The sequence below is a fragment of the Streptomyces sp. LUP47B genome, assembly GCF_001746295.1.
Classification (GTDB): domain Bacteria; phylum Actinomycetota; class Actinomycetes; order Streptomycetales; family Streptomycetaceae; genus Streptomyces.
In genome coordinates, this window is sequence record NZ_MJAH01000013.1 from 241,221 (window position 1) to 265,522 (window position 24,302).

Here is a 24,302-nt window from a genome sequence, read left to right on the forward strand (position 1 = left end):
GCCGCTACGTCGCCCCCGCCCGCCACCGCTGCTCCGCGCCCCCGGTCAGCGGCTGCAGGGACACGCCCTCCCCGCCTCCCGGGGTCATCCCCGTCGCGATGGCGATCGCCGGGCGGATCACCCCGTCGGAGTCGACCGTGAAGCGCAGGTTGTCGCCGTGGTCGCCGTCGACCGAGTCGCAGGACCAGATGCCGAGGCCCTTGTCGACATCGCCGCGGCTGTCGAGGCAGAAGTCGGGGTCGGCGGACGACTGGAGGACACCCCGGGCGGTGTCGACGCGCCAACGCTGGGAGCCGGCCGAGGTGCAGGGGGCCGTGACGACGTCCGTGCCCTCGGAGAAGTCGCCCGAGACGTCCAGACAGCGGCCCGTGGAGACGTTGACCACCTGGGCATAGGAGCCGCCCGGCGCGCGGAACGGGGGCGGGGTCGTCCTGCGGGGCGGTGCCGAGCTCTTCGTGGGGGAGGGGGAGGGCGGTCTGGTCGACGAGGTGGGGGAAGGCGAGGGCGAGACCGTCGTCGTCACCGTCACCTGCGGGGGGCTCGGCAGCGCCCCGCCCGCCGAAGCCGAAGCCGAAGCGGAGGCCGACGCCGACGCGCCCGCCGGGGAGTCACCCTCCTGCGACACCAGGAAGAGCAACAGCGGCACCACAGCCACCCCCAGCGCCGCCGAGGCCAGGACCAGCCGACGCGGTCGCGGCCAGGTGCCGGACGCCGTACGGGACCCCGCCCTGGGTCGCGCCTCCGGCTCGGCCGCCCTCCGCCCCACGTACGCCGTCCCGCCCCACGGCAGCAGCCCCTCCGCCAGTGCCGGCCGCGGAGCGTCCCGCAGCGCGCACAGTTCCTCGTGGGCCGCCGCGCAGTGCGGGCAGCGGGCCATGTGGGCGTGCAGGTCGGTGCTGGCGCGGGGACTGTCCGGACGTACGGACTCCTCGATGAGGCGGCGGAAGTCCGCGCAGCGGGAGTCGTCCGAGGCGGCGAGGCGCAGCCTCAGGCATGTCCTGGCCAGGGACTGCAGGGCCCCCTCCGTGCCGTAGACCACGTCCTCGCGGGTCACGCCCAGGTGGTCGGCGGTGCGGGTCTCCGGCTCGGCCTCCACCAGGCCGTACCAGACGAGGCCCTGGGTGCGGGCCGGCAGGGACTCGAAGGCGGTGAGCATGGGCGGCACCGGGCCGCCCGGTCCCGCCGTGTTCAGGAGGAGCAGGACGCTCGGGTCCAGGCCCGCCGCCCGCTCGTCCCCGGCCCACTCCGCCGCCGACCGTGCCGTCAGCAGCAGGAGCCGGTGGCGCCACGGGACGCCGGGGTCGACCCCGCGGGCCGTCTCCCTGGCCGCGACGGTGAAGGTCTGCGCGGCCAGCTGCCGTGCGGCGCTCTCACCGGCCGTGCAGAGGCGGGCGTAGGCCAGGACCGAGGGCTGGTGGCGGGCGCGGAGCTCCAGCAGGGCCGCGTACGCCGTGACCGTGTCGGCGCGCAGCAGCTCCGTGAGCCGGGCGTCGGACGCCCCGTCGGGGCGAGTCATGCGCACCCTCCTCCTGACGTACCGGCCAGTCTGTGAGGGACCATAGTGGGGGAAGTGAACCGCTGGGGAAAGGGTTTCTCCGAGTAACCACGAGCCACCCCGAACGCACGGTGCCCGGTGTCCCATCGGACACCGGGCACACGCGCAGGTCAGTGGTGCCGACGCGTCACTCCTCGACGGTCAGCCCCTTGCGCAGCCGTACCAGAGTCCGCGACAGCAGCCGCGAGACATGCATCTGCGAGATCCCGAGTTCCTCGCCGATCTCCGACTGGGTCATGCCCGCGACGAAGCGCAGCGAGAGGATCTTGCGGTCCCGGGACGGGAGTCCGGCGATCAGCGGCTTCAGGGACTCGACGTACTCGATGCCCTCCAGACCGTGGTCCTCGTAACCGATCCGGTCGGCCAGCGCACCCTCGGAGTCGTCCTCCTCGGGCTGGGCGTCCAGCGAGGCAGCGGTGTACGCGTTGGACGCGGCCATGCCCTCGACGACCTCTTCCTTCGACAGCCCCAGACGCTCGGCGAGCTCGCCCACCGTCGGGGCGCGGTCAAGCTTCTGAGCCAGCTCGTCGCCGGCCTTGGCCAGGTCGAGCCGGAGCTCCTGGAGGCGGCGCGGCACCCGCACCGACCAGGACGTGTCCCGGAAGAAGCGCTTGATCTCGCCCACGATGGTTGGCATCGCGAAGGTGGGGAACTCCACACCGCGGCTGAGTTCGAAGCGATCGATCGCCTTGATCAGGCCAATGGTGCCGACCTGGATGATGTCCTCCATCGGCTCACTGCGGGAGCGGAAGCGGGAGGCGGCGAACTTGACCAGGGCGAGGTTCAGTTCGACGAGCGTGTTGCGGACGTACGAATACTCGTGCGTGCCCTCCTCCAGCGACTCCAGCCGCGCGAAGAGGGTCTTGGAGAGGGCTCGCGCGTCCACGGCCCCCACCTCTTCGAAGGGTGGGATCTCCGGGAGCCCGGCGAGCACATCGTCTTCGCTGTCCTGCTCGATGGGATTCAGATGTTCCGGGGGGGATGTCGACGTCGCCTGATGGGTATGCGAGGCGTCGAGCCGGGGTGACATGATGTCCTCCATCGTTCTCGGCATAAGGCTGCCGAAGCCAGTTCGTGCACTGCGGTGTGCGGCGCCTCCAAAGCCGGCCGTGTCGAGTACGTGTCTCTACTAGCCCTACCCGGTTTCCCGACACGACCGCAAGTGTGTTCTGTGCGGTTATGTCCGTTTGTGTGGCGATTGTTCGGGTGTCGGAGGGTGTGGAGAAGGCGTAATGTTCGAGGGCGTCATCAGCAGCCACGATGTCGGGAGAGAGAGACGGCATGGACCGCGGGACGGTCGGCAGCGCACAGTCTGGCCGGCTTCTGGTTGAGGTGCGGCAAGAGGGCTCCAGCGCCGTCGTGACTCCAGCAGGTGAGTTGGATCACCACACGGCCGATTTGTTGCGTGAGCCACTCGAGGACTGCCTCGCCAAGGGGAAGAGCCGGCTTGTCGTCGACTGCACACGGCTGGAGTTCTGTGACTCCACCGGACTGAATGTGCTGCTCGGGGCACGGCTGAAAGCCGAGGCGGCGGGAGGTGGCGTGCACCTTGCGGGCATGCTGCCGGTCGTGGCACGGGTCTTCGAGATCACGGGGGCCGACGCGGTCTTCACCGTGCACGACACCCTGGACGAGGCCCTGGCCGAGGAATCCGGCGGCTGAGGCGACGAGACGAGTGGCGGTCCCGGTGCCCCGGCTCGCGCCCCGCTCGTCTCCTCCGGCCGGTCCTCATCGGGTGTCACACCTTCTTTGCCGGACATACGTCCGCAATGGAGGGGTGTTCTACCGGTCCGCTCGGGCAGGAGACATCCGTACTGACTGTTCGGTGAGCGACCATGCAGTGACGTTTTGAATCGTGAACCGGTGAATCGGTGAGGTGAAGCGCTGATGAGCACCACCCGGCCCTACTCGCCGGGCGACCGTGACCCGGAGCCCGGCGTGGAGCCTGGCGGCGAGGCCGAGGTGCCGACGGGACGGCAGGTCCGTCGGCTAAGCTTCGAGGGGGAGAGCGGGGTCGTCCCGCTCGCACGCGACTTCACCCGGCAGGCGTTGTACGCGTGGGGGTGGTTGCCGGCGGCGTCCGCCGACCGGCGGGCCGTGGCGGAGGACGTGCTGCTCGTCGTCTCCGAGCTGGTGACGAACGCGTGTCTGCATGCGGAGGGCCCGGACCAGTTGTGGATCTCCTGCGACAACAAGGTGATCCGCCTCGAGGTCTCGGACAGAGGCACCGGGCAGCCGGCGCCGCGCACTCCGCACCGGGCCGGACGGCCGGGCGGGCACGGGATGTTCATCGTGCAGCGGCTCTGTCTGGACTGGGGAGTCGTACGGGCCCCCGGGCTGACCGGCAAGACCGTGTGGGCGGAGCTCGGAGCACCCGCCTAGCATCCGCCCGGCGCTCTCCCGGTGCTGTCCCCACAGTTCCGACACTTCCTTTCTCTTCCTTCCTCTGGTGCCCCGGCGTACCTTGACGGCCGATCTGATGTGCCGTCAGGAACGAGTAAGGGGAGCGGAACCGTGTCGTACCCGAAACGAACCGCCGCGCTCGCGTCCGTCGCGGCCCTGGCCGGCTCGGCGGTGCTGATGGCCGCCCCCGCTGCCGTCGCCGAGGTCGTGAACGTCAACTACCAGTGCAAGACGCCGATCGGTGACAAGAGCGCCGTCTCGCCCATCGACATCAAGGGCGTCAAGAGCGGCGGCGGCTACAAGCTCACCATGTCCTGGCAGAAGGGCGTCTCGTCCAGCCCGGTCGATCTCGGCAAGGGCGCGATGAGCCCGAGCGCCACCATCAAACTGGGCGGCGCCGACAGCGGGACCATGAGCGTGACGGGCCCGGCCAACCAGGCGACCGTCCCCGCCAACACCCCCATCAAGATCAGTGACCTGACCGGGACGTACACCCCGAAGAAGTCCGGCAAGGTCACCTTCACGGCGGGCGTGCTCACCATCAAGGCGCTCGGAACGACGACGACCTGCACGCCGACCAACAACCCCGGCGCCTCGCTGACCCTGGACGTCACCGCCGCCTCGGGCTCCTCCGGCGGCACCCAGAGCGACAGCAACGCGTCCGACAGCGGCTCCGCCCTCCCGCAGACCGGTCCCGAGGACTCGGCGATCGCCCTCGGCACGCTCGGCGGCACGGTACTGCTCGCGGGCGCGGCCGGCGCGCTGTGGCTGACCCGGCGCAACCAGGCGGTCCGCGCCCGCCGCTGAGCGGCCCGGACCGCTCTCGTACGACAGCTGGAGCCGCCCGTGCCGTCCACCGCCCGTGCCCTGTCCGCGCCGATCCCGCCGGCTCGCGTCGCCGACGGGATGGTCCGGAACGCCCCACGGCGTGGTGGCGCAGGGCGGTTGGTCCCGCGTACGGCGTCCAGGGCGTCGTACGGCCGCATCCTGGCCCAATCCCCCTGTACGGAGGCCGAGTTGACGGGAGTGACGACATGAGCCCGACCGGCAGGGTGCGGTGGGCGGTGCTGACGGCAGTGCTCGCGCTGCTGCTCGCGCCCCTGGCGGGGACGGCGGCCGCCGCGGACAGGCCAAGCGTGAAGCTGTCCAAGTCCCAGGGCGGTACCGGCAGTTCGATCACCGTGAGCGGCGACGGATGGCGTGGGCGGGCGCTGCTGATGATCCTGGTCTGCGGGCAGGCGGTCCCGTCGCGCGGGGTGCCCGGCGGCACCAACTCCTGTGCCAACGCGGACGGCCGGGCCGTCACCACCGACTCGAAGGGGCGCTTCAGCAGGAAGCTGCCCGTCGCGGAGCCGCCGGTGCCCTGTCCCTGCGTGGTGCACGTGGCCACGGTGACCGGGGCGAAGGCCGAGGCCGACGCGATCTTCCAGGTGGCCGGACACGCCGTGGAACCGCTGCCCGCCGAGACGGACGGCGGGCGGCTGTCCGTCCTCACCGACACGCGGCTCGACGGCTCGGGCGGCCTTCTGACGTGGTTCGGGGCGCCCCCCGCCCGCACTCTCGTCTTCACCGTCGGCAACGTCGGCACCTCCGCCGTCAAGAACCCCGTCTTCCAGGTCGGCACCGCGCACGGCGTGTTCGCCCCCCAGTGGGAGGAACAGCAGTGGCGCGGCACGATCCAGCCGGGCCGAAAGGCGCGGCTCGAACTGCCCGTCGAGCTGACGGGCGGCGCGCACGGCGCGTACACGGTGTCGCTGAAGTACGGCGGCAAGGTGCTGGCCGAGCAGCCCTGGGACGTGGGCCGGCCCTGGGGCGTGACCCTGTTCTGGATCCTGGCCTGCCTGGTGGTGCCTGCCGCGCTGTTCCGCATCGGCATGGCGGTGGTGGACCGGGTACGGCCACGGCCCGCCGGCGGCATCCGGCACCGCGGACTGCGGCTGCCCGAACTCGCCCTGCGCCTGCCGGGCCTCAAGCCCTCCACGGCCGCACACGCGGCCACCCCGACGTCCACTCTGCCGTGGTTCACCCCGGACGCGGATCCGGGCGCGGCCGGTGGCCGGCTCTCCGCACCGCACGACGACAGCCCGACGAGTCCGACGACTCCCACCAGAGAGGGATCCCCGTGAGTATGCGCAGGAGAGTCACACCGGCCGGCGGGCCGAGAAGAGCGGGCGCGGCGGGCGCGACGCTGGTGCTGGCCGGGGCGGGCGTGGTGCTCGGCCTGGCCGCCGGGCCCGCCCAGGCCGCGGAGGTGTCGTTCGCGACCCGGTGCGTGCCGCCCGCCGGCGTCGGACTCGACCCCGTCGACGGCACCACCAAGGTCGAGATCACCGCGCCGGCCACCGCGAAGGTCGGCGACGAGATCAATGTGGTGTGGAAGTTCACGCAGGCCGCGTCGAAGAACCCGAACATCATCGACCTGCCCGCCAACTCCGTCCAGCCGACCGGCACGTTGAAGGCCGCGGGCGCGCAGAGCGCCGACATCGCGATGACCGGGCCGCGCGAGAACCCGGCGATCCCCAAGGGCGGCGCCATGGTCCTGTCCGACATGAAGGGCACGCTGAAGCTGACGGCGGCCGGGGAACTCACCCTGACACCGGGCCCCTACACGGTGAACGCGATGGGGACGAACACGGTGTGCACACCGACGGAGACGGTGCCGAAGGGGGCGACGGTCACCGTGGCGGCGGGCGACGGGACATCCACGCCGACACCGACGCCGACCGACACGGAGTCCCAGTCCCCCGACCCGACCGACAGTGCCACGCCGACCGACAGCGCGACCCCCACGGACACCGCGAGCCCGACCTCCACCGCGTCGGACGACGGCCAGACCGACTTCACCGGCAAGGCGGTCGACATCCCCTACACCTGCCAGTCGCCCCTCGGCGAGAAGAAGGCCACCTCCACGATCCAGATCAACGCCAAGAAGAGCGGCGGCAGTTACGGCATCACCGTGCAGTTCAAGAACTCCCCGATGGACAGTCCCGCCGACATCCCCGCGGACTCGGTCAAGCCCTCCATGGACGTCGTTCTGGGCGGCGACGACAAGGGCTCGGTCCATGTCGAGGGCCCCACCAACTCCGAGGCCATCAAGTCGGGCGACCCGATAGAGATCCCGGACATGACCGGCACCTACAAGCCGGGTGCGACGGGTGAGTCGACGCTGTCGCCGGGTGTCCTGACGATCAAGGCACTGGGCACGACCACGACCTGCAAGCCGGACAAGACACAGGTCTCCCTGACCCTGACCACGAAGGAGCAGGAGGGCGGGGCGTCGGGCGGTTCGTCGAGCGCAGGTGGCACGAGCGGTTCTTCGACCAGCGGCGGCCTGGCGGCGACGGGCGCGGACGACCACGCGGCGCTGAAGGCACTGGGCCTGGTGGCGGGAACGGCGGTGCTGCTGGGCGGGGCGGTCTTCACCTTCATGCCTGGAAGGCGGACCAGGTGACGCGGTTCAGGGGCGCGGGGAACCGCGCACAGCGGTGAAACCGACGGGGCCGCCGGAACCCACCCGGATTCCGACGGCCCCGTCACTTCGGTACGGCCCTAGCGCACATCCCCCATGAGGGACTTGACCTTCCGCCGGTACATCCACACCGCGAACCCGGCGAGAGCCGCAAGCGCCGCCTCCCCGAACACCGCGGGCGTCCCGCTGAGGTCGACCCCGGCGATCGCGGGGTTGGACAGCAGGCCGGTGATCGAGTCGCCCGCGGTGACCGCGAGGAACCAGACACCCATCATCTGCGAGGCATACTTCGCGGGAGCCATCTTCGTCGTCACCGACAGGCCGACCGGCGAGAGGCACAGCTCACCCACGGTCTGGATGAAGTAGATGCCCACGAGCCACATCGGGCTGACCACGGTGCCGTTCGCCGCCATGGCGATCGGGACCAGGAAGAAGAAGAACGAGACACCGACCAGGACCAGGCCCATCGCGAACTTCACGATGGTGCCGGGCTCCTTGCCCTTGCGGTTCAGCCACACCCACAGCCAGGCGAAGACCGGGGCCAGCGCCATGATGAACAGCGGGTTCAGCGACTGGTACCAGGAGGTCGGGAAGTCGAAGCCGAGCAGGGAGCCGGCCGTCTTCTGGTCGTTCGAGCCGAACGCCTGGACCGTGGACGCGCCCTGGTCGTAGATCATCCAGAACACGGCGGCCGCGACGAAGAACCAGATGTAGCCGGACATCTTCGACTGCTCGGTGGCCGTCAGCTCCTTGTCCCGCTTGATGCGCAGCAGCACACCTGCCGGGACGACCAGACCGATGACGGTGAGCGGGATCATCGCCCAGTTCAGCGTGAAGTGGCCGGTGAGGCCGACGACGCCGTAGAAGACGGTCGCGGCGATCACCCAGAACAGGCCCTTGCGCAGCCAGGCCGCGCGCTCCTCGGCCGCCAGCGGCTTGGGGACGACGTTGCTGACCGGGCTCAGGTTGCGGGTGCCGAGCAGGAACGCGGCCAGACCGATCGCCATGCCGACCGCGGCCATGCCGAAGCCGAGGTGCCAGCTGACCTCCTGGCCGACGGTGCCGATCGCCAGCGGGGCGAAGAAGGCGCCCGCGTTGATGCCCATGTAGAAGATCGTGAAGCCGCCGTCGCGGCGCGGGTCGTCCGGGCCGTCGTACAGGTGGCCCACCATCGTGGAGATGTTGGCCTTGAGCAGCCCGGAACCGGCCGCTACGAGCGCGAGGCCGGCGAAGAACGGCGCCTGGCCGGCGGGCAGCGCCAGCACCAGGTGGCCGCACATGATCGTGACGGCCGCGATGGCCACGGTCTTGCGCGGGCCCCAGACGCGGTCGCCGAGCCAGCCGCCGGGCATGGCGAGCAGATAGACCATCGCCGAGTAGACGGAGACGATCACGGTGGTGGTCGCCAGGTCCATCGCGAGGCCGCCGCCCATGCTGCCCTTGCCGGCGTCGGGGCCGCCGGAGAGCAGATAGACGGTGAGCAGGGCCTTCATGCCGTAGTAGGAGAACCTCTCCCACATCTCGGTCATGAAGAGTGTGGCCAGTCCGCGGGGGTGGCCGAAGAAGGCTTTGTCGGAACCGGGGGTGCCCGGAGTCACCGAGTCCTTCGTCAGGCTGGACGCCATGGTCGTTCCTTGCTGGTGGGGGTTACCGCACACAAAAGAGACCTTCAGCGACAGATACGCGCCAAAGGCCCCGACGATGCGACAGGCATTGATTCACCATACGGCAGGATACTGCCGGAAATGGAAGGACTTGAGACGTGAATCACAGGTGGCCGAGGAACCGTACACCCTGTTTCTAAGGTCTTTACGGGGTAGACACCCCACACTCACAGGTTCACACCACATCCATAAAAGGTAAGAACCACTGGGTCGCGATCACACCACAGCATCTTTCAAGAGCGGTCTACCATCAGCTCATGACCCGTGTACTGCTCGCCGAGGACGATGCGTCCATTTCGGAGCCGCTGGCCCGCGCCCTGCGCCGGGAAGGGTACGAGGTCGAGGTGCGTGAGGACGGCCCCACCGCACTCGACGCCGGAATGCAGGGCGGCATCGACCTGGTCGTCCTCGACCTGGGTCTGCCCGGCATGGACGGCCTCGAGGTGGCCCGCCGACTGCGCGCCGAAGGCCACGCCGTACCGATCCTCATCCTGACCGCACGCGCCGACGAGGTGGACACCGTCGTCGGTCTCGACGCGGGTGCCGACGACTACGTGACCAAGCCCTTCCGGCTCGCCGAGCTGCTCGCCCGGGTCCGGGCCCTGCTGCGACGCGGGGCGTCCGAGCCGGCCCAGCCGCCGGCCACCCACGGGGTGCGCATCGACGTCGAGTCGCACCGGGCGTGGATGGGCGACGAGGAACTCCAGCTCACCGCGAAGGAGTTCGACCTGCTGCGGGTGCTGGTGCGGGACGCGGGGCGGGTGGTGACCCGGGACCAGCTGATGCGCGAGGTCTGGGACACCACATGGTGGTCGTCGACCAAGACGCTCGACATGCACATCTCGTGGCTCCGCAAGAAGCTCGGCGACGACGCGGCCAACCCGCGGTACATCGCGACGGTACGAGGAGTGGGCTTCCGCTTCGAGAAGAGCTGAATCCCCGGGTATCGGCTAGGTAAGAGGACATGCGCCGTCGACTGATCCAGTCCACGCTCGCCGTGGTGCTCGTGGTGATCGCCGTCTTCGGCGTCTCGCTCGTCATCGTCGAGACCCGCACCATCAGCAACAGCGCCCAGGAGCGGGTCGACTCCGAGGCGATCCGGCTGGCCGGGATCGTGGACAGCCGACTGTTCGCCGCGGAGGACGTGAACGCGGAGATCCTGCGCGACCAGGTCGCGCAGGAACGCTACGCCATGATCCGGATCCCCGGAAAGCCACCGATCGAGGTCGGTTCCAGGCCGGTCGGCCAGGTCATCAGCTCCACGGAGAAGGGCGAGGAGGGCGAGACGGTCACCGTGCAGGAGCCGCGCTCCTCGGTGACCCGGGAGGTCGGCCGCACACTGCTGATCATCGGTCTGGTGGCCCTGCTCGCGGTGGTCGCCGCGGTGCTGCTCGCGATCCGCCAGGCCAACAAACTCGCCTCGCCGCTGACCGACCTCGCCGAGACCGCGGAACGGCTCGGCTCGGGCGACCCACGGCCCCGGCACAAGCGGTACGGCGTCCCCGAGCTGGACCGGGTCGCCGATGTGCTGGACTCCTCCGCCGAGCGCATCGCGCGCATGCTGACGGCGGAGCGGCGCCTGGCAGCCGACGCCTCCCACCAGCTCCGTACGCCGCTGACCGCGCTCTCGATGCGCCTCGAGGAGATCACCCTCACCGACGACCCGGACACGGTGAAGGAGGAGGCGAACGTCGCGCTGACCCAGGTGGAGCGGCTGACGGACGTGGTCGAACGGCTGCTGACCAACTCCCGCGACCCCCGGGCCGGCAACGCCGTCACCTTCGACCTCGACGAGGTCATCCAGCAGCAGCTCGCGGAGTGGCGGCCCGCGTACCGCAGTGCGGGCCGGGCGATCGTCAGCTCGGGCAAACGGCACCTCACCGCCGTCGGCACACCCGGTGCCGTGGCCCAGGTCCTGGCCGCGCTGATCGAGAACTCCCTCATGCACGGCGGCGGCACGGTGGCGCTGCGCACCCGCGTCACCGGCAACCAGGCCGTCATCGAGGTCACCGACGAGGGCCCCGGCGTCCCCGCCGACCTCGGCGCGCGGATCTTCGAGCGCACCATCAGCGGCCGCAACTCCACCGGAATCGGCCTCGCGGTCGCCCGCGACCTGGCGGAGGCCGACGGCGGCCGCCTGGAAATGCTCCAGGCCCAGCCCCCGGTCTTCGGCCTGTTCCTCTCCCGCACCCCGCTCAAGTCGGCCGCGCTGGACGACGACGAGCCGATGGTGCGGTGAGCCTCCGGCGGTTGGGCGGTGTTTGTCTGCGGGTTTGGGGGCGGGCGTTTTTGCGCAGTTCCCCGCGCCCCTGGGTGCCTGCGGCGGCCTGTTTCGGTCCGGTGGGGGCGGGTGTAGCGCGTGCGGTCTGGTGGGTGGGTCGGGGCCGGGGTGGGGGGTGTCCGTCCTCGGTCCGGCGGCTCGGCTGCTTTGGCGGTGCTCGGTGACGGACGCCGGCCGCTGCGGGCGGACACCCCCCACCCCGTCCCCTTCCCGCCGTACGCGGCCAACCGCCTGTCCTGGCGCACGGGGCGCTGTGCCGGGTGGGCGCGTCTCACTCCGTGTCGCCGAGGTGGAGCGGACTGTCAGAGCACCCGCTGCTCGGGGCGGGACGGCTTCCTGGTCGCCGTCTGCTCCGCCTCCTCCAGGAAGGACTCCGCGCTCGCAACCGCCTCGCGGGCGGGGAGGGTCTTGAAGACCCAGCTGCGGTAGGACCAGAAGCGGAAGAGGGTGGCGATGCCGATGCCGAGGAACTTGAAGATGTTGCTCTGCAGGGGGCTGTCCCAGCCGAAGGTGTAGGTCGCGGCGTACAGGATGCCGTTCTCGATGACCAGGCCGACCACGCTGAACAGCAGGAACAGCGTCAGTTCCTTCGTACGGCCGCTCTTGTCGCGGTCACGGTACGTGAAGTACCGGAACCCTATGTAGTTGAAGATGATCGCCACGACCGTGGCGACGACGCTTGCCCGGACCACCGGAAGCTCGGTGACCTGCCGCACGAGGTTGAACACGACGAGGTTGACGAGGAGGCCCGCTCCGCCCACCGCACCGAATTTGGCGGCCTCGCGAACGATCCTTCGCAACCCTGAGGAACCATGTCCCATGGTCGTACAGGCCCCCAGTCGATTGGTTTCGTCAACTCAACCATGCTAACCACCCCTCTGGCCCATTGCCTGTGGACGAACTCACACACAGGGAAACAAGCTGGTAAGAGGACCGGAAAGAGGCGCTGAATCCGGCCGCCGTGGCGTGACCGATACCCTGGGGTCGTGACGTTCCCCGTAGTCGGCATGGTCGGCGGAGGCCAGCTCGCCCGTATGACACACGAGGCAGGCATCCCGCTCGGCATCAGGTTCAAGCTCCTCAGCGACACCCCGCAGGATTCCGCGGCGCAGGTGGTGAGCGACGTCGTCATCGGCGACTATCGCGACCTCGACACGCTGCGCGACTTCGCGCGCGGGTGCGACGTGATCACCTTCGATCACGAACACGTACCCACCGAGCACCTCAGGGCCCTGGAGGCGGACGGCATCCCCGTGCGCCCCGGCCCCGACGCGCTCGTGCACGCCCAGGACAAGGGCGTGATGCGCGCGCGGCTCGACGCGATCGGCGTCCCGTGCCCCAGGCACCGCATCGTCAGCGATCCGCAGGACGTGGCCGCCTTCGCGGCGGAGGGCGACGGCTTCCCCGTCGTCCTCAAGACCGTCCGCGGCGGCTACGACGGCAAGGGCGTGTGGGTCGTCGACTCCGTCGAGGAGGCCACGGACCCCTTCCGGGCCGGTGTCCCCGTCCTCGCCGAGGAGAAGGTCGACTACGTCCGCGAGCTCGCCGCCAACGTCGTACGGTCGCCGCACGGCCAGGCCGTCGCCTACCCGGTCGTCGAGTCCCAGCAGGTGAACGGCGTCTGCGACACCGTGATCGCCCCCGCGCCCGGCCTCGACGAGGCGCTCGCCCTCAAGGCCGAGCAGCTGGCCCTGTCCATCGCCAAGGAACTGGACGTCGTCGGCCACCTCGCCGTCGAGCTCTTCCAGACCCGCGACGGCCGCATCCTCGTCAACGAACTGGCGATGCGCCCGCACAACTCCGGCCACTGGTCGATGGACGGCGCGATCACCTCCCAGTTCGCCAACCACGTCCGGGCCGTCCTCGACCTCCCGCTCGGCGACCCGCGCCCCCGCGCCAAGTGGACCGTCATGGTCAACGTCCTCGGCGGCGACTTCCCCGACATGTACTCCGCGTACCTGCACTGCATGGCCCGCGACCCCAAGCTGAAGATCCACATGTACGGCAAGGACGTGAAGCCCGGCCGCAAGGTCGGCCATGTCAACACCTACGGCGACGACCTGGACGACGTTCTCGAACGCGCACGTCACGCTGCCGGCTACCTGAGAGGCACGATCACCGAATGAGCCCCGTTGTTGGCATCGTCATGGGTTCGGACAGCGACTGGCCCGTCATGGAGGCCGCCGCTCAGGCCCTCGACGAGTTCGAGATCGAGTACGAGGTCGACGTCGTCTCCGCGCACCGCATGCCGCGCGAGATGATCACGTACGGCGAGCAGGCGGCCGAGCGGGGTCTGAAGGTGATCATCGCGGGGGCCGGCGGCGCCGCCCACCTCCCGGGCATGCTCGCTTCCGTGACCCCCCTCCCGGTCATCGGCGTCCCGGTCCCGCTGAAGTACCTCGACGGCATGGACTCGCTGCTCTCCATCGTGCAGATGCCGGCCGGTGTCCCCGTCGCGACCGTCTCCGTCGCCGGCGCCCGCAACGCCGGCCTGCTCGCGGCCCGCATCCTCGCCGCCCACGACGAGGAACTCCTCGGCCGGATGCGGGAGTTCCAGCAGGAGCTCAACGACCAGGCCACCGAGAAGGGCAAGCGCCTGCGGTCCAAGGTCGAGGGTCCCAGCGGTTTCGGTTTCGGCAAGTGACGGCCGTGGGACCGCTGGAGACGGCCCGGGAACTGCTGCGCGAGGCCCCGGTCGTCGACGGCCACAACGACCTCCCGTGGGCGCTGCGCGAACAGGTCCGCTACGACCTCGACGCGCGGGACATCGCCACGGACCAGTCGGCCCACCTGCACACCGACCTGGCGCGGCTGCGGGCCGGCGGGGTCGGTGCGCAGTACTGGTCGGTGTACGTCCGCTCGGACCTGCCCGACGCGGTGCCGGCGACGCTGGAACAGATCGACTGCGTAAGGCAGTTGATCGCGCGGTACCCGCAGACGCTGGCGCCCGCGCTGACGGCCGCCGACATGGAGGCGGCGCGCTCTCAGGGCCGTATCGCCTCCCTCATGGGCGCCGAAGGCGGCCACTCCATCGCCAACTCCCTCGCCACACTGCGGGCGTTGTACGCGCTCGGCGTGCGCTACATGACCCTCACCCACAACGACAACGTGGACTGGGCGGACTCGGCGACCGACGAGCCCGGCGTCGGGGGGCTGTCGGCCTTCGGCCGTGCGGTGGTGCGGGAGATGAACCGCGAGGGCATGCTCGTGGACCTCTCGCACGTGGCGGCGACGACCATGCGGGACGCGCTGGACGCGAGCGAGGCACCGGTGATCTTCTCGCACTCCTCCTCGCGGGCGGTGTGCGACCACCCGCGCAACATCCCGGACGACATCCTGGAGCGCCTCCCGTCCAACGGCGGCATGGCGATGGTGACCTTCGTCCCGAAGTTCGTCCTCCAGGCCGCCGTCGACTGGACCGCCGCGGCCGACGAGAACATGCGCGAGCACGGCTTCCACCACCTCGCGACCACCCCGGAGGCGATGAAGGTGCACCGCGCCTTCGAGGAGCGCACCCCGCGCCCGGTCGCCACGGTCTCGACGGTGGCCGACCACCTGGACCATATGCGCGAGGTGGCCGGCGTGGACCACATCGGCATCGGCGGCGACTACGACGGCACGGCGTTCACCCCGGATGGCCTCAGCGACGTCTCCGGCTATCCCAACCTCATCGCCGAACTCCTGGACCGCGGCTGGTCGAAACCCGACCTGGCCAAGCTGACCTGGCAGAACGCGGTACGGGTGCTGGGCGCGGCGGAGGACGTGGCCCGGGGCCTTCAGGCGACCCGTGCGCCGTCCAACGCGACCATCGAGTCGCTGGACGGCTGACCGCCGTCGGCCGTCAGGGCGGGGTAGTCGGTGTAGCCGTCCGCCCCGCCCACGTACATCAGGTACCGGTCCCGGACCGGAATGAGGGGCGCGCCCCGCCGCAGCCGGTCCACCAGGTCCGGGTTGGCGAGGAACGGCCGGCCGAGGGCGACCAGGTCGGCCCCGGCGGCCGGCATGTCCTGGGCCGCCCGCGTGACGGCCTGGGTGGTGAGGCCGGACAGCACCGGGTTGCCGATCAGGACGCCGGGCCAGTCGGCGCGGATCCCGCGGTACCACCGGGTGCCGGGGTCGGCGTGCACGAGGTGCAGGTAGGCCAGGTCCAGGCCCTTCAGCCGGGCCGGCAGAGCCGGATAGAGGACCTCGGTGTCGTCCTCCTCGACACCGTTGACCCCCGAACGCCCTGCCCACCAGGAAGCCGCCCGCGCTCCGTGCGACGGTGGCCGTACGGCGATGAGGAAGATCACGACGTACGGAGCCCGTCATGGCAGACCTCCAGGACGAACTGCCCCCCACGGCCGAGGTGGGAGAGCTGCCCCGGCTCTTCGAGGCTGTGCCGGAGCTGTACACCCCCGTCTCCGATCCGGACAGCGAGCCTTTGGACCGTGCCCGCGCGATCCTTGCCGCGCACCCCGTCGCCGACGGCTACAGCGGACTGCCCTGGGCCCTGAGACACCTGCCCTGGTTCGACCTGGAGGTCGGCGAGAGCGCCGTGGACACGGATGTGCCCAGGCTCAGGGAGGGCCACGTCGGCGCCCTGATGTGGTCGCTGCACCTGCCCGAGGGGCTCGACGGGGACCGTGCCGTCGGCGCCACCCTGGAACAGCTCGACCTGGTGAAGACGGTCGTACGGAATCACCCGGAGGGGCTGCGGCTGGCCTGCACCGCCGGACAGACCACCGACGCCCGCAACTGCGGCCGCGTCGCCGTGCTGCTCGGCCCCGCCGGAGCCGCCGCCCTCGGCGACTCGCTCGGCATCCTGCGCTCCCTGCACACCCTCGGCCTGCGCGTCCTCACCCTGTCCGGGGTGTCCTGGGCGAGCGAGGCGGGGCTCACCCGGTTCGGTGAGGAGGTGCTGCGCGAGATGAACCGGCTCGGAGTCCTCGCCGATCTCTCCGGTGCCTCCGAGACCACCGTCCGGCGGACCCTGGCGGTGGCCAAGGCGCCCGTGCTCTTCACCCGCTCCGCCGCCCGCGCCCTGCGCCCCCACCCGGCCAACCTTCCCGACGACCTGCTCGTCGAGCTGGGCGCCGCCCGGGGCCTGTGCATGGTGCCGCTGACCGCCGAGCAGACCGGCCCGACGGTCCGGGACGTCGCCGACCACCTCGACCACCTGCGCGCGGTCGCGGGCGCCGAGTCCGTGGGCCTGTCCGGCACCTACGACGCCGGCATCGCCCACCCCCAGGAGCTCGACGACGCCGCCTGCTATCCCCACCTCGTCGCCGAGCTGCTGCGCCGCGGCTGGGAGGAGGCCGACCTCGCGCTGCTGACCTGGGGCAACGTCCAGCGGGTGCTGCGCGAGTCCGACTTCACCGCACGAGCGGCACAGCTACGACGCGAGCCGTCGACGGCGAAGATCGCCGAGCTCGGCGGGTAGCCCGCGGTGCCGGAAATCGCCGAGCTCGACGGATGGTCAGCGGCGCGGCGCGCGCTACACCGGGTCGATCCGGCAGAGGCAGAAGGGGTGGCCCGCCGGGTCCGCGTACACCCGGAAGTCCTCCTTGTCCTCCGCGTGCAGCGGCCGTCCGCCCAGCTCCAGCACCCGGGCCTCGGCCGCGTCGATCTCCTCCCAGGTGGTCCCGCCGTCGAAGTCGAGGTGGAACTGCTGGGAGTTGCGGTCCGCCCGCGGCCACTCCGGCGGGGTGAGCCCCGGTGCGCTCTGGAAGGCCAGCCGGGGGCCGCCGGGCACGCGCAGGACCACCCACTCGGGGTCGTCGTCCTCCGGGGTGCCGCCCACGATCCCGGCGTAGAAACGGGCGAGCGCGCGGGGATCGGGGCAGTCGATCACGACGGAACGGAAGCGTGCGACAGTCACGAGAGCTCCTTCTGGTTCGACCGGCGGTTCAGCAGGCGCAGAGACAGAACGGGTGCCCCGCCGGGTCCGCGTACACACGGAAGGTGCGGGAGCGGTCCTCGGCGTCCAGCGGCTTCGCCCCGAGCGCCAGCACCTCCTTCTCGGCCGCGTCCAGGTCCTCGACGGTCAGGTCCAGGTGGAACTGCTGCGAGGCGTCGGGGGCGGGCCACTTCGGCGGTACGAAACCGGGGGCGGCCTGGAAGGCCAGCGACGGTCCGCCGGGGGTCCTGAGGTCCACCCAGTCCCCCTCGCCCTCGACACTGCCGCCGAGGACACCGGCGTAGAAACCGGCGAGCGCGCGGGGGTCCGGACAGTCCAGCACGACGACTCCGAGTTCGGCGATGGCCATGGCTTCCTCCTTGAAGCGGGGTTACCTGTAGGACCGGGTAACCAGTAACCGTTACCGCATGCTCCCGTATTGGAGGTAACCTCGCAAGGGGATTCACTAGCTAGGTAGCGTGCAGCCATGAGTGAGCGATCGCCCGCGCCCGGGGGGCTTGACCTGGTCCAGACCCTGGTCAACACGGTGGATCTGGAGTCGGGCGCCGATTCGCTGGACACGGCGGAGGGGCGGGCGCGCTTCGGGATCGCCGAGGGCGAGGTCGCGGGGGCCCGCGAGCTGCGGGAGTCGCTGCGGGTCGCCCTGCTGGCTCACGCGGGGCATCCGCCGCATCGCGCGGTGACACCGCTGGGGGAGTTGCTGGCGGCGGCGCCCCTGGTCCTGACGGTGGCCGCGTCGGACGGCTCGGCCGCCCTCGCCCCCGCCGACCCCCGCCCGCTCCTCTCCCGTGTCGCCGCCGCCGTCGCGGAGTCACTGATCGCCGGCACCTGGATGCGCCTGAAGGCCTGCGAGGCGGCGGACTGCCACTGGGCGTACTACGACCGCAGCCCGGCGGGCCGGGGACGCTGGTGCTCCATGCAGGTGTGCGGGGCGCGGGCGAAGATGCGGAGGTATCGGGGGAAGGGAGCGCCGTAGGGAGCGGCGCCGGTCGCGCCCGCGCGGAGCCGCACGGGCGCGGGGAACTGCGCGACCGGCCACGACGGCGCCGCACCCGACCTACACGCCCTCCTCTCCTCCCCGCGGAGTCGAAGCCGCGGCCCGCGACCCCACCAGCAGCAGGCACAGCACCGCGACCCCCGCGACCAGACCGGCCAGGACCAGCAGCGGATCCAGCGGCCGGGCCGTGGACGCGGCCGCCTGGGTCGCGGCCGGCTGCGCCGCCTGCGAGACCTGCGGCGACGGCGCCGTCTGCGGTACGGCGGCCTGGGACGCCGTGGGTGAGGGCGACGAGCCGGCCCGGGTCGCCGCGGGGCCGCGGCTCGTCGTCATGCCCGGCATCGTCGAGTGCTGCCGCTGACTCGTGGACGGCTGCGTGTGCTCGTGCTGCGTCGGTGCCGCCGGGGTCGGAGCGGGAGCCGCCGCCCGGACCGTGATGCCCGCCGTCATGTCCGGGTGGACCGTGCAGACGTAGCCGTAGGCTCCGGCCGTGGTGAACGTGAAGCTCCAGCTCTGGCCCTTGTTCAGCATGGGGGAGTGGATGGAGAGCGGGCCCGAGGTGGTCTTCACGTCGTGCGGAGCGGTGTCGTAGTTGGTCCACGTCACCGTGGACCCGGCGGGCACGCTCAAGCTCGCCGGCGAGAACGCGTATCCCTTCATCGCCACCTGGAATGTCGCGGCCGACGCCTCGTGGCCGTACGGCAGCATCCCCAGGGCGAGCAGCGCGAGCACCGCCGCGGCCCGCAGCAGCCCCCTCATGCGAACTCCGCCGCGACGAGCAGCCTGAGGCGCGTGGCCGGAATCCGCCACGGCAGCCGGAACCCGGTGGCCCGGCGCAGCAGCCGGTACGGCAGCTTGGCCGCGCCCACGACGAGCAGCCGGTCCTCGTCGCGCTCGACCACCCGCAGCCGCAGCAGGACGGGGAAGGCGACGCCGTTCAGGGCGAGGTCGCCGGTGAGCTGGAGCCGGTCGCCGGGCAGGGTGTCGACCTGCCCGGAGGTGAGGACGGCCCGCAGCTCACGGTCGTCGAACTCGAAGCGGAACGAGGGCTGCCCGGCGTCCTGGGACGTCTCCATGGACGCCTCGGCGAGCGGCACCCGCCGTCGCCGCAGCGGCAACGGCCCGTACCAGGCGGTGAGTTCGGCGAGGGAGCGGCCGGGGGCCACGGTGTGGCGCTGGGGCGGAGGAACGGTGGGCAGGGTGACGGTTGTCATCCCGAACTCCTTGGAAAGCGGTTCCCGAAATGTGGCGGGGGTGTGGAGAATGGGGCGTGGACGCCGCTCCGGCCGGCTGAGCCCCGGCCGGAGCGGCGTCCACCCTTGCGCGGGACGTGTCAGCAGCTGGCGGTGAGGAAGTCCGTGGTCGGCTTGAGCATGTGCCCGGCCCAGACGGTGTGCATCTTCACGTAGCTGTCGGTGTCGAGCAGGTCGGTGACCTGCTGTCCGAGCGATTCCTCCAGGTGTGCCGAGTAGATGTGCTGGAGCAGCACGGTGAGGGTGTCGTCGGCCACCGAACCGCCGTCACTGACGGCCGGCTTGAGGATGGACTCGATCCACACCGTGTGCATCTTGAGGTACGAGTCGAGCGCCAGCGCGTCCTGCACCTGCTGGCCCGGCGACTCCTCCAGGTGTGCCGCGTAGAGGTGCTGGAGGATCGGCAGCAACTCGTTGTTGATGCTGGCGCACTGCTCGCCGGAGCCGGAGCCGCCACCGGAGGTCGGCGTGGCCGTCGGGGTCGCGGTGGGCGTGCCGGTGGGCGGCGTCGAGGTGGGGGTGGCCGTCGGAGTGGCCGTGGGCATGGGCATGCCGGTCGGCGTCGCGGTCGGGGTGGGCGTGGGCGACGTACCGCCACCGCCACCGCCACCGGACGCGGCGACGACCTTCACGGACGACACCATGTCCGGGTGCACCGCGCAGTAGTACTCGTACGTCCCCACCTTGGTGAAGGTGTACGACCACGACTGGCCCTGCTTCAGGGTCCCCGAGTCGAAGGCCACCGGGGCCTTGGTCGTGGTGACCGTGTGCGGTGCGCTGTCGTGGTTGGTCCACTGGACGGTCTGGCCGGCCTCGACGACGAGCTGCTTACCGTCGCCGAACTTGTAGCTCATGATGTCGACCTGGTAGTCCGGCTTGGCAGCCGCGGCGGGCTGGACCTCGGCAGCGGCGGCAGCGGGCGCCTGAGCCGCGCCCGCGGTCTGCTGCGAGGAATTGGTGGAACCCGACGCCGCGTTCAGCAGTCCGAGGCTGAGCACGGCCGCGAGTGCCGCACCGAGCCCCACGAACAGCAGGGACCGGCCCCCGGACCTACCGGCCTTGGCCGTCGGCGGCTGGAGCCGCCGTTCGCCGGTCTCATCGCTTCTTTTCACTTCAACTCCTATTGTTTCCCAGGGAGTTGTTTCCCATGGAGTTCAGCGGCCAGGATCGGCCGTGACCAGCAGACTCGTCACGGCGAGGACGACGAGGACCAGCCCCGTCTCGGCCGCGACCGAGTAACCGAAGGGCCGCACGGTGGCGGCGTCGCCGCGCAGCAGCACGGCGAGATCGAGGCGGGTGCGCACCCACTGGCGGCTCGCGTACGCGGCCACCAGGACGCTCCCGAGGACAGCTGTCTTGATGAGCAGCAGATGCCCGTACGAGGTGTGCAGCAGGGCGCCGTACGACCCCACCACCTGCCAGGCGAGCACCAGCCCGGCGCCGACGATGCCCGTGACGCTCACGGCCGCGAGCTTCGAGTAGCCCGGCACGACCCGCGCCAGCTCCGCGGCTTGGCGGCGGGGCAGCACGGCCAGCGCGAGCATGGCGAGCCCGCCGATCCACAGGGCGGCCCCGAGCAGGTGCACGAAGTCGGCGACGGCGCCCCAAGTGGGCTCGCTGCCCTCGGAGTTGTGGCCCGTCATCCCGGTCGTGCGCAGCAGCCCGAAGGTGACCGCGAGGGCGCCCACCCGCCAGCCCGGAGAGCGGGAGGTGGCCGCGCCGCCCTGGAGCAGCGCGCTGAGCACCACGGCCGCGAGCACCCACATCAGCCCCCGTGCGGCGAGCACGACGCCGGGTTCGGTGGCCAGGATGTCCGCGTAGGTCGCCGGGCGCAGCGCGTCCCGCAGCCCGCCGAAGGAGGCGTACGCGCCCTGGAGTCCGACGGCCGCCACGGTCGCCAGCAGCCCGCCCGTCCAGGCGAGCCCCAGCAGCGCCCGGGCCCGCGGTTCGTGGGTGCCGCCCGGCCACAGCAGCGCGACGAACGCGAGCCCGCCGACGAACAGGGTGAGCGCGAGGTATCCGGCCCAGCGGACGGCGACGAGGCCCTTGCGCACCGAGGGGGACGGTGCGGGAGCGGCAGCCGGGGCCTCGTCGCCGCCGGTCCTGGTGGCGGCCGTGCCGGCGGTGAAGGCGATCCGGCCGGAGGAGGCGTGCCCGTCCTCCTCGTCCACGACGGACCACACGACGGCGAACCTGCCGTCCGCCGGGCTGTTGAGAGCGACCCGCACGACATCCTTCTTCGCCGTGTGCGACACCGGCAGCCGGTCGCCGTCCACCGTCAGCACCCGTACGTCGGTGAGGTCCACGGCCTCGTCGAAGGTGAGGACGAGGCTTCCGGGCGCCTTCTTCAGGTCGGCCCCGTCCTTGGGGGAGGAGCTCACCAACCCGGTGTGGGCGGCGGCGGGTTGGACCGCGCCGAACAGGGCGCAGAGCAGGGCGGCGAGGAGGAGCAGGGTCCGGCGCAGTGTCGTCACGGGGTCGCCTCCGGCTGCGGGGAGGCGGAGGCGGGGGCGAGGATGCCGCCGAGGAGGCCGGAAGCGGGGGCGAGCCCGACGCAGGGGGAGGCGGTCGGCGACGGTGAGGGGGTCGCCGCCGGGCCGTCCAGGAGGCCGAGGACGGAGTCGGTGACCCCGACGAGCAGCGGCTGTACGAGCTTGACCTCGCCGTCGGAGCAGCTGCCCGTGTCCGAGGGGGACGGCGTGGGGGTGGTGGGCCCAGGTGTGGGCGTGGGGGAGCCGGTGCCCGGGACCGGCGTGGTCCCGTGGCCGGAGTGCCCGCCGCCCTGGCCGCCACCGGAGCCGATGGGGACGGTACCGGTCACCACGCCCCCGCCGCCGTATCCGCCGCCGTACCCGAGGCCTCCGCCGCCTCCGCCGACTCCGCCGTACGAAGGCAACTCCCCGGATCCCACCGGGGCTTGACCGGTTCCCGGGGAAGTCGTCGCCGGTGCCGTGGCCGCGGGCGGGGTGACCGGGGGAGCGGCCTCGGCCGCGCCGGAGGCGGGGGCGCCGATGCCCGACGCGTAGCCCAGCACGATCACCACGGTGCCGACGAGCGCCCCGGCGACCAGTTCGTCGCGGTGGTCACGCGGGACACCCGTCGCCCTGCGGAACAAGGGCATGACTCACTCCTGACATGCTCAGCTCAATCCGACCGAAGAACGCGGCCGATGACGAACAGTGGAGTGGAGGGCGGATTCCGCATCACTACGCACCGGTTAACCGATGGTTGCCTACCTCTCCATTACGAGGTCGTGGTCTGTGAGAACGGTCGATTCCGCACCGTGCTCGAATGCAAATCGAACTCGTGTTGAGGATTCCGGGGAGGGCGGGCATATGCCGGGTCGGCGCACGACAGGGCCCCGGCGCTGGAACACGCCGGGGCCCTGTACGACCTGTCCCGGGGTCAGGCGGTCGGCCGCCCCATCGCCCGGTACGTCCACCCGGCCTTCCGCCACAGCACCGGGTCCAGGGCGTTGCGGCCATCGAGGACGACCTTCGCCGACGCGACCTCGCCGAGGGCCGCCGGGTCCAGTTCGCGGAACTCCCGCCACTCCGTGAGGTGGAGGACGACGTCGGCGCCCCGGACCGCGTCCACGGCGGTGTCGGCGTAGCCGAGGGTCGGGAAGAGGCGGCGGGCGTTGTCCATGCCCTTCGGGTCGTAGACCGTGACCTGGCCGCCCTGGAGGTGGATCTGCCCGGCGACGTTCAGTGCGGGCGAGTCCCGGACGTCGTCCGAGTCGGGCTTGAAGGTGGCGCCGAGCACCGCGACCCGCTTGCCGAGGAACGGCCCGCCGCCCAGTATCTGCCGGGCCAGTTCCACCATCTGGCCGCGCTGGCGCATGTTGATCGAGTCGATCTCGCGCAGGAAGGTCAGCGCCTGGTCGGCGCCGAGCTCACCCGCACGGGCCATGAAGGCCCGGATGTCCTTCGGCAGACAGCCGCCGCCGAAGCCGATCCCGGCCCGCAGGAACTTCTTCCCGATCCGGTCGTCGTAGCCGATGGCCTCCGCCAGCTTCGCCACATCGCCGTCCGCGGCCTCGCACACCTCCGCCATCGCGTTGATGAACGAGATCTTGGTCGCCAGGAAGGAGTTCGCGGACGTCTTCACCAGCTCGGCGGTCGGGAAGTCGGTCACCACGAACGGCGTGCCCTCGCCGAGCGGCGTCGCGTACACCTCGCGCAGCAGCTTCTCCGCCCGCTCGCTGCGCACGCCGACGACGATCCGGTCCGGGTGCAGGGTGTCGTCCACGGCGAAGCCCTCGCGCAGGAACTCGGGGTTCCAGGCCAGCTCGGCGTCGGCGCCCGCGGGGGAGTGGTCGGCCAGGTAGCGGGCCAGCCGGTCGGCGGAACCGACGGGCACCGTCGACTTGCCGACGACGAGGGCCGGGCGGGTCAGGTGCGGGGCGAGGGAGGCGATCGCGGAGTCGACGTACGACATGTCGCAGGCGTACTCGCCGTGCCGCTGCGGGGTGTTCACACAGACGAAGTGCACGTCACCGAAGGCGCCGACCTCGGCGAAGTCCATGGTGAAGCGGAGCCGGCCGGTGGACCCCTCGATCCCGGCGACATGCTTGCGCAGCAGGTCCTCGAGGCCCGGCTCGTACATCGGGACCTCGCCCCGCTGGAGCATCTCGATCTTCTCGGGCACCACATCGAGCCCCAGCACCTCGAAACCGAGCTCGGCCAAGGCCGCGGCGTGGGTGGCGCCGAGGTAGCCGGTGCCGATCACGGTGATCTTGAGGGCCATGGAGACTCCAGAAAGAGGGACGGGCCAGTGCG

General features: G+C 71.3%; 25 protein-coding genes. 12 read left to right on the plus strand and 13 right to left on the minus strand.

Annotation, left to right across the window (positions count from 1 at the left end; genetic code table 11):
- Nucleotides 1-4: 4 nt before the first annotated feature.
- Both BFN33_RS34115 and BFN33_RS34120 read right to left on the minus strand, forming a co-directional pair.
- Nucleotides 5-1,516, minus strand: a complete 1,512-nt coding sequence (locus BFN33_RS34115; RefSeq protein WP_069764041.1) for an RICIN domain-containing protein — start codon at nt 1,514-1,516, stop codon at nt 5-7.
- A gap of 166 nt (nt 1,517-1,682) precedes the next feature.
- Nucleotides 1,683-2,597 (minus strand): RNA polymerase sigma factor SigF, encoded by a 915-nt coding sequence (locus BFN33_RS34120; protein WP_069764042.1) that lies wholly within the window; start codon nt 2,595-2,597, stop codon nt 1,683-1,685.
- Nucleotides 2,598-2,836: 239 nt separating this feature from the next.
- Between BFN33_RS34120 and BFN33_RS34125 the strand changes: the two genes are divergently transcribed.
- The 5 genes from BFN33_RS34125 to BFN33_RS34145 all read left to right on the plus strand — a co-directional run bounded on the left by BFN33_RS34125 (nt 2,837) and on the right by BFN33_RS34145 (nt 7,409).
- Nucleotides 2,837-3,217 carry an STAS domain-containing protein gene (locus BFN33_RS34125; protein WP_069764043.1) on the plus strand — a complete coding sequence of 127 codons (381 nt, stop codon included), beginning with the start codon at nt 2,837-2,839 and terminating at the stop codon, nt 3,215-3,217.
- 225 nt (nt 3,218-3,442) lie between these two features.
- A complete protein-coding gene (locus tag BFN33_RS34130; RefSeq protein WP_069764044.1) occupies nt 3,443-3,937 on the plus strand; it encodes an ATP-binding protein in 495 nt (164 codons plus the stop codon).
- A gap of 132 nt (nt 3,938-4,069) precedes the next feature.
- Nucleotides 4,070-4,765 carry an LPXTG cell wall anchor domain-containing protein gene (locus BFN33_RS34135; protein ID WP_069764045.1) on the plus strand — a complete coding sequence of 232 codons (696 nt, stop codon included), beginning with the start codon at nt 4,070-4,072 and terminating at the stop codon, nt 4,763-4,765.
- Nucleotides 4,766-4,992: 227 nt separating this feature from the next.
- The gene (locus BFN33_RS34140; protein ID WP_069764046.1) at nt 4,993-6,084 is read left to right on the plus strand and encodes a hypothetical protein; all 1,092 of its coding nucleotides are present in this window, start codon (nt 4,993-4,995) and stop codon (nt 6,082-6,084) included.
- The gene (locus tag BFN33_RS34145; protein ID WP_370743339.1) at nt 6,081-7,409 is read left to right on the plus strand and encodes a hypothetical protein; all 1,329 of its coding nucleotides are present in this window, start codon (nt 6,081-6,083) and stop codon (nt 7,407-7,409) included. Before BFN33_RS34140 ends, BFN33_RS34145 begins: the two co-directional genes overlap by 4 nt.
- Nucleotides 7,410-7,507: 98 nt before the next feature.
- On the opposite strand, the gene BFN33_RS34150 is transcribed toward BFN33_RS34145, so the two are convergent.
- Nucleotides 7,508-9,052 carry a peptide MFS transporter gene (locus tag BFN33_RS34150; RefSeq protein WP_069764048.1) on the minus strand — a complete coding sequence of 515 codons (1,545 nt, stop codon included), beginning with the start codon at nt 9,050-9,052 and terminating at the stop codon, nt 7,508-7,510.
- 296 nt (nt 9,053-9,348) lie between these two features.
- On the opposite strand from BFN33_RS34150, the gene BFN33_RS34155 reads away from it, so the two are divergent.
- The gene (locus BFN33_RS34155; RefSeq protein ID WP_057611579.1) at nt 9,349-10,026 is read left to right on the plus strand and encodes a response regulator transcription factor; all 678 of its coding nucleotides are present in this window, start codon (nt 9,349-9,351) and stop codon (nt 10,024-10,026) included.
- A gap of 29 nt (nt 10,027-10,055) precedes the next feature.
- The gene (locus tag BFN33_RS34160; RefSeq protein WP_069764049.1) at nt 10,056-11,330 is read left to right on the plus strand and encodes an ATP-binding protein; all 1,275 of its coding nucleotides are present in this window, start codon (nt 10,056-10,058) and stop codon (nt 11,328-11,330) included.
- A gap of 344 nt (nt 11,331-11,674) precedes the next feature.
- On the opposite strand, the gene BFN33_RS34165 is transcribed toward BFN33_RS34160, so the two are convergent.
- Nucleotides 11,675-12,193: a GtrA family protein gene (locus tag BFN33_RS34165; protein WP_069764050.1), complete on the minus strand. Its 519-nt coding sequence runs from the start codon at nt 12,191-12,193 to the stop codon at nt 11,675-11,677.
- A 165-nt stretch (nt 12,194-12,358) separates the two neighbouring features.
- Between BFN33_RS34165 and BFN33_RS34170 the strand changes: the two genes are divergently transcribed.
- From BFN33_RS34170 to BFN33_RS34180, 3 genes are read left to right on the plus strand one after another with little or no spacing between them, the layout of a single operon-like run.
- Entirely contained in the window at nt 12,359-13,498 is a 1,140-nt protein-coding gene (locus BFN33_RS34170; protein ID WP_069764051.1) for a 5-(carboxyamino)imidazole ribonucleotide synthase, read from the plus strand.
- A gap of 20 nt (nt 13,499-13,518) precedes the next feature.
- Nucleotides 13,519-14,016, plus strand: coding sequence for a 5-(carboxyamino)imidazole ribonucleotide mutase (gene purE / locus BFN33_RS34175; RefSeq protein WP_069764052.1), 498 nt, complete (start codon nt 13,519-13,521; stop codon nt 14,014-14,016).
- Entirely contained in the window at nt 14,013-15,200 is a 1,188-nt protein-coding gene (locus BFN33_RS34180) for a dipeptidase (RefSeq protein ID WP_069764053.1), read from the plus strand. Before purE ends, BFN33_RS34180 begins: the two co-directional genes overlap by 4 nt.
- Here BFN33_RS34180 and BFN33_RS55280 read toward each other — a convergent pair.
- Nucleotides 15,149-15,664 (minus strand): hypothetical protein, encoded by a 516-nt coding sequence (locus tag BFN33_RS55280; RefSeq protein ID WP_107488006.1) that lies wholly within the window; start codon nt 15,662-15,664, stop codon nt 15,149-15,151. The genes BFN33_RS34180 and BFN33_RS55280 overlap by 52 nt on opposite strands.
- Before the next feature lie 17 nt (nt 15,665-15,681).
- On the opposite strand from BFN33_RS55280, the gene BFN33_RS34190 reads away from it, so the two are divergent.
- A complete protein-coding gene (locus tag BFN33_RS34190; protein WP_069764054.1) occupies nt 15,682-16,794 on the plus strand; it encodes a dipeptidase in 1,113 nt (370 codons plus the stop codon).
- A gap of 54 nt (nt 16,795-16,848) precedes the next feature.
- Here BFN33_RS34190 and BFN33_RS34195 read toward each other — a convergent pair whose 3' ends face one another.
- Both BFN33_RS34195 and BFN33_RS34200 read right to left on the minus strand, forming a co-directional pair.
- Entirely contained in the window at nt 16,849-17,232 is a 384-nt protein-coding gene (locus tag BFN33_RS34195) for a VOC family protein (protein ID WP_057611570.1), read from the minus strand.
- 28 nt (nt 17,233-17,260) lie between these two features.
- A complete protein-coding gene (locus BFN33_RS34200) occupies nt 17,261-17,620 on the minus strand; it encodes a VOC family protein (RefSeq protein WP_069764055.1) in 360 nt (119 codons plus the stop codon).
- 117 nt (nt 17,621-17,737) lie between these two features.
- Here BFN33_RS34200 and BFN33_RS34205 point away from each other — a divergent pair, with 117 nt between their 5' ends.
- Nucleotides 17,738-18,247, plus strand: coding sequence for a CGNR zinc finger domain-containing protein (locus BFN33_RS34205; protein WP_069764056.1), 510 nt, complete (start codon nt 17,738-17,740; stop codon nt 18,245-18,247).
- Between the two features lie 81 nt (nt 18,248-18,328).
- On the opposite strand, the gene BFN33_RS34210 is transcribed toward BFN33_RS34205, so the two are convergent.
- The 6 genes from BFN33_RS34210 to BFN33_RS34235 form a co-directional block, all read right to left on the minus strand.
- Entirely contained in the window at nt 18,329-19,027 is a 699-nt protein-coding gene (locus BFN33_RS34210) for a cupredoxin family copper-binding protein (RefSeq protein WP_069764057.1), read from the minus strand.
- Nucleotides 19,024-19,482, minus strand: a complete 459-nt coding sequence (locus tag BFN33_RS34215; RefSeq protein ID WP_069764058.1) for a hypothetical protein — start codon at nt 19,480-19,482, stop codon at nt 19,024-19,026. Before BFN33_RS34215 ends, BFN33_RS34210 begins: the two co-directional genes overlap by 4 nt.
- A 119-nt stretch (nt 19,483-19,601) precedes the next feature.
- Nucleotides 19,602-20,633, minus strand: coding sequence for a plastocyanin/azurin family copper-binding protein (locus BFN33_RS34220; protein WP_069764059.1), 1,032 nt, complete (start codon nt 20,631-20,633; stop codon nt 19,602-19,604).
- Nucleotides 20,634-20,675: 42 nt separating this feature from the next.
- Entirely contained in the window at nt 20,676-21,995 is a 1,320-nt protein-coding gene (locus BFN33_RS34225) for a copper resistance CopC/CopD family protein (RefSeq protein WP_079141139.1), read from the minus strand.
- Nucleotides 21,992-22,642, minus strand: a complete 651-nt coding sequence (locus BFN33_RS34230) for a hypothetical protein (RefSeq protein ID WP_069764060.1) — start codon at nt 22,640-22,642, stop codon at nt 21,992-21,994. Before BFN33_RS34230 ends, BFN33_RS34225 begins: the two co-directional genes overlap by 4 nt.
- A gap of 284 nt (nt 22,643-22,926) precedes the next feature.
- The gene (locus BFN33_RS34235; RefSeq protein WP_069764061.1) at nt 22,927-24,270 is read right to left on the minus strand and encodes a UDP-glucose/GDP-mannose dehydrogenase family protein; all 1,344 of its coding nucleotides are present in this window, start codon (nt 24,268-24,270) and stop codon (nt 22,927-22,929) included.
- Between the last annotated feature and the right edge of the window lie 32 nt (nt 24,271-24,302).

Excerpts from the sequence above, each read along its gene's own strand:
- BFN33_RS34115 (WP_069764041.1), bottom strand. The coding sequence starts at position 1,516 with ATGACTCGCCCCGACGGGGCGTCCGACGCCCGGCTCACGGAGCTGCTG.
- BFN33_RS34120 (WP_069764042.1), bottom strand. The coding sequence starts at position 2,597 with ATGGAGGACATCATGTCACCCCGGCTCGACGCCTCGCATACCCATCAG.
- BFN33_RS34125 (WP_069764043.1), top strand. The coding sequence starts at position 2,837 with ATGGACCGCGGGACGGTCGGCAGCGCACAGTCTGGCCGGCTTCTGGTT.
- BFN33_RS34130 (WP_069764044.1), top strand. The coding sequence starts at position 3,443 with ATGAGCACCACCCGGCCCTACTCGCCGGGCGACCGTGACCCGGAGCCC.
- BFN33_RS34140 (WP_069764046.1), top strand. The coding sequence starts at position 4,993 with ATGAGCCCGACCGGCAGGGTGCGGTGGGCGGTGCTGACGGCAGTGCTC.
- BFN33_RS34150 (WP_069764048.1), bottom strand. The coding sequence starts at position 9,052 with ATGGCGTCCAGCCTGACGAAGGACTCGGTGACTCCGGGCACCCCCGGT.
- BFN33_RS34155 (WP_057611579.1), top strand. The coding sequence starts at position 9,349 with ATGACCCGTGTACTGCTCGCCGAGGACGATGCGTCCATTTCGGAGCCG.
- BFN33_RS34160 (WP_069764049.1), top strand. The coding sequence starts at position 10,056 with ATGCGCCGTCGACTGATCCAGTCCACGCTCGCCGTGGTGCTCGTGGTG.
- BFN33_RS34165 (WP_069764050.1), bottom strand. The coding sequence starts at position 12,193 with ATGGGACATGGTTCCTCAGGGTTGCGAAGGATCGTTCGCGAGGCCGCC.
- purE (WP_069764052.1), top strand. The coding sequence starts at position 13,519 with ATGGGTTCGGACAGCGACTGGCCCGTCATGGAGGCCGCCGCTCAGGCC.
- BFN33_RS34190 (WP_069764054.1), top strand. The coding sequence starts at position 15,682 with ATGGCAGACCTCCAGGACGAACTGCCCCCCACGGCCGAGGTGGGAGAG.
- BFN33_RS34200 (WP_069764055.1), bottom strand. The coding sequence starts at position 17,620 with ATGGCCATCGCCGAACTCGGAGTCGTCGTGCTGGACTGTCCGGACCCC.
- BFN33_RS34205 (WP_069764056.1), top strand. The coding sequence starts at position 17,738 with ATGAGTGAGCGATCGCCCGCGCCCGGGGGGCTTGACCTGGTCCAGACC.
- BFN33_RS34210 (WP_069764057.1), bottom strand. The coding sequence starts at position 19,027 with ATGAGGGGGCTGCTGCGGGCCGCGGCGGTGCTCGCGCTGCTCGCCCTG.
- BFN33_RS34215 (WP_069764058.1), bottom strand. The coding sequence starts at position 19,482 with ATGACAACCGTCACCCTGCCCACCGTTCCTCCGCCCCAGCGCCACACC.
- BFN33_RS34230 (WP_069764060.1), bottom strand. The coding sequence starts at position 22,642 with ATGCCCTTGTTCCGCAGGGCGACGGGTGTCCCGCGTGACCACCGCGAC.
- BFN33_RS34235 (WP_069764061.1), bottom strand. The coding sequence starts at position 24,270 with ATGGCCCTCAAGATCACCGTGATCGGCACCGGCTACCTCGGCGCCACC.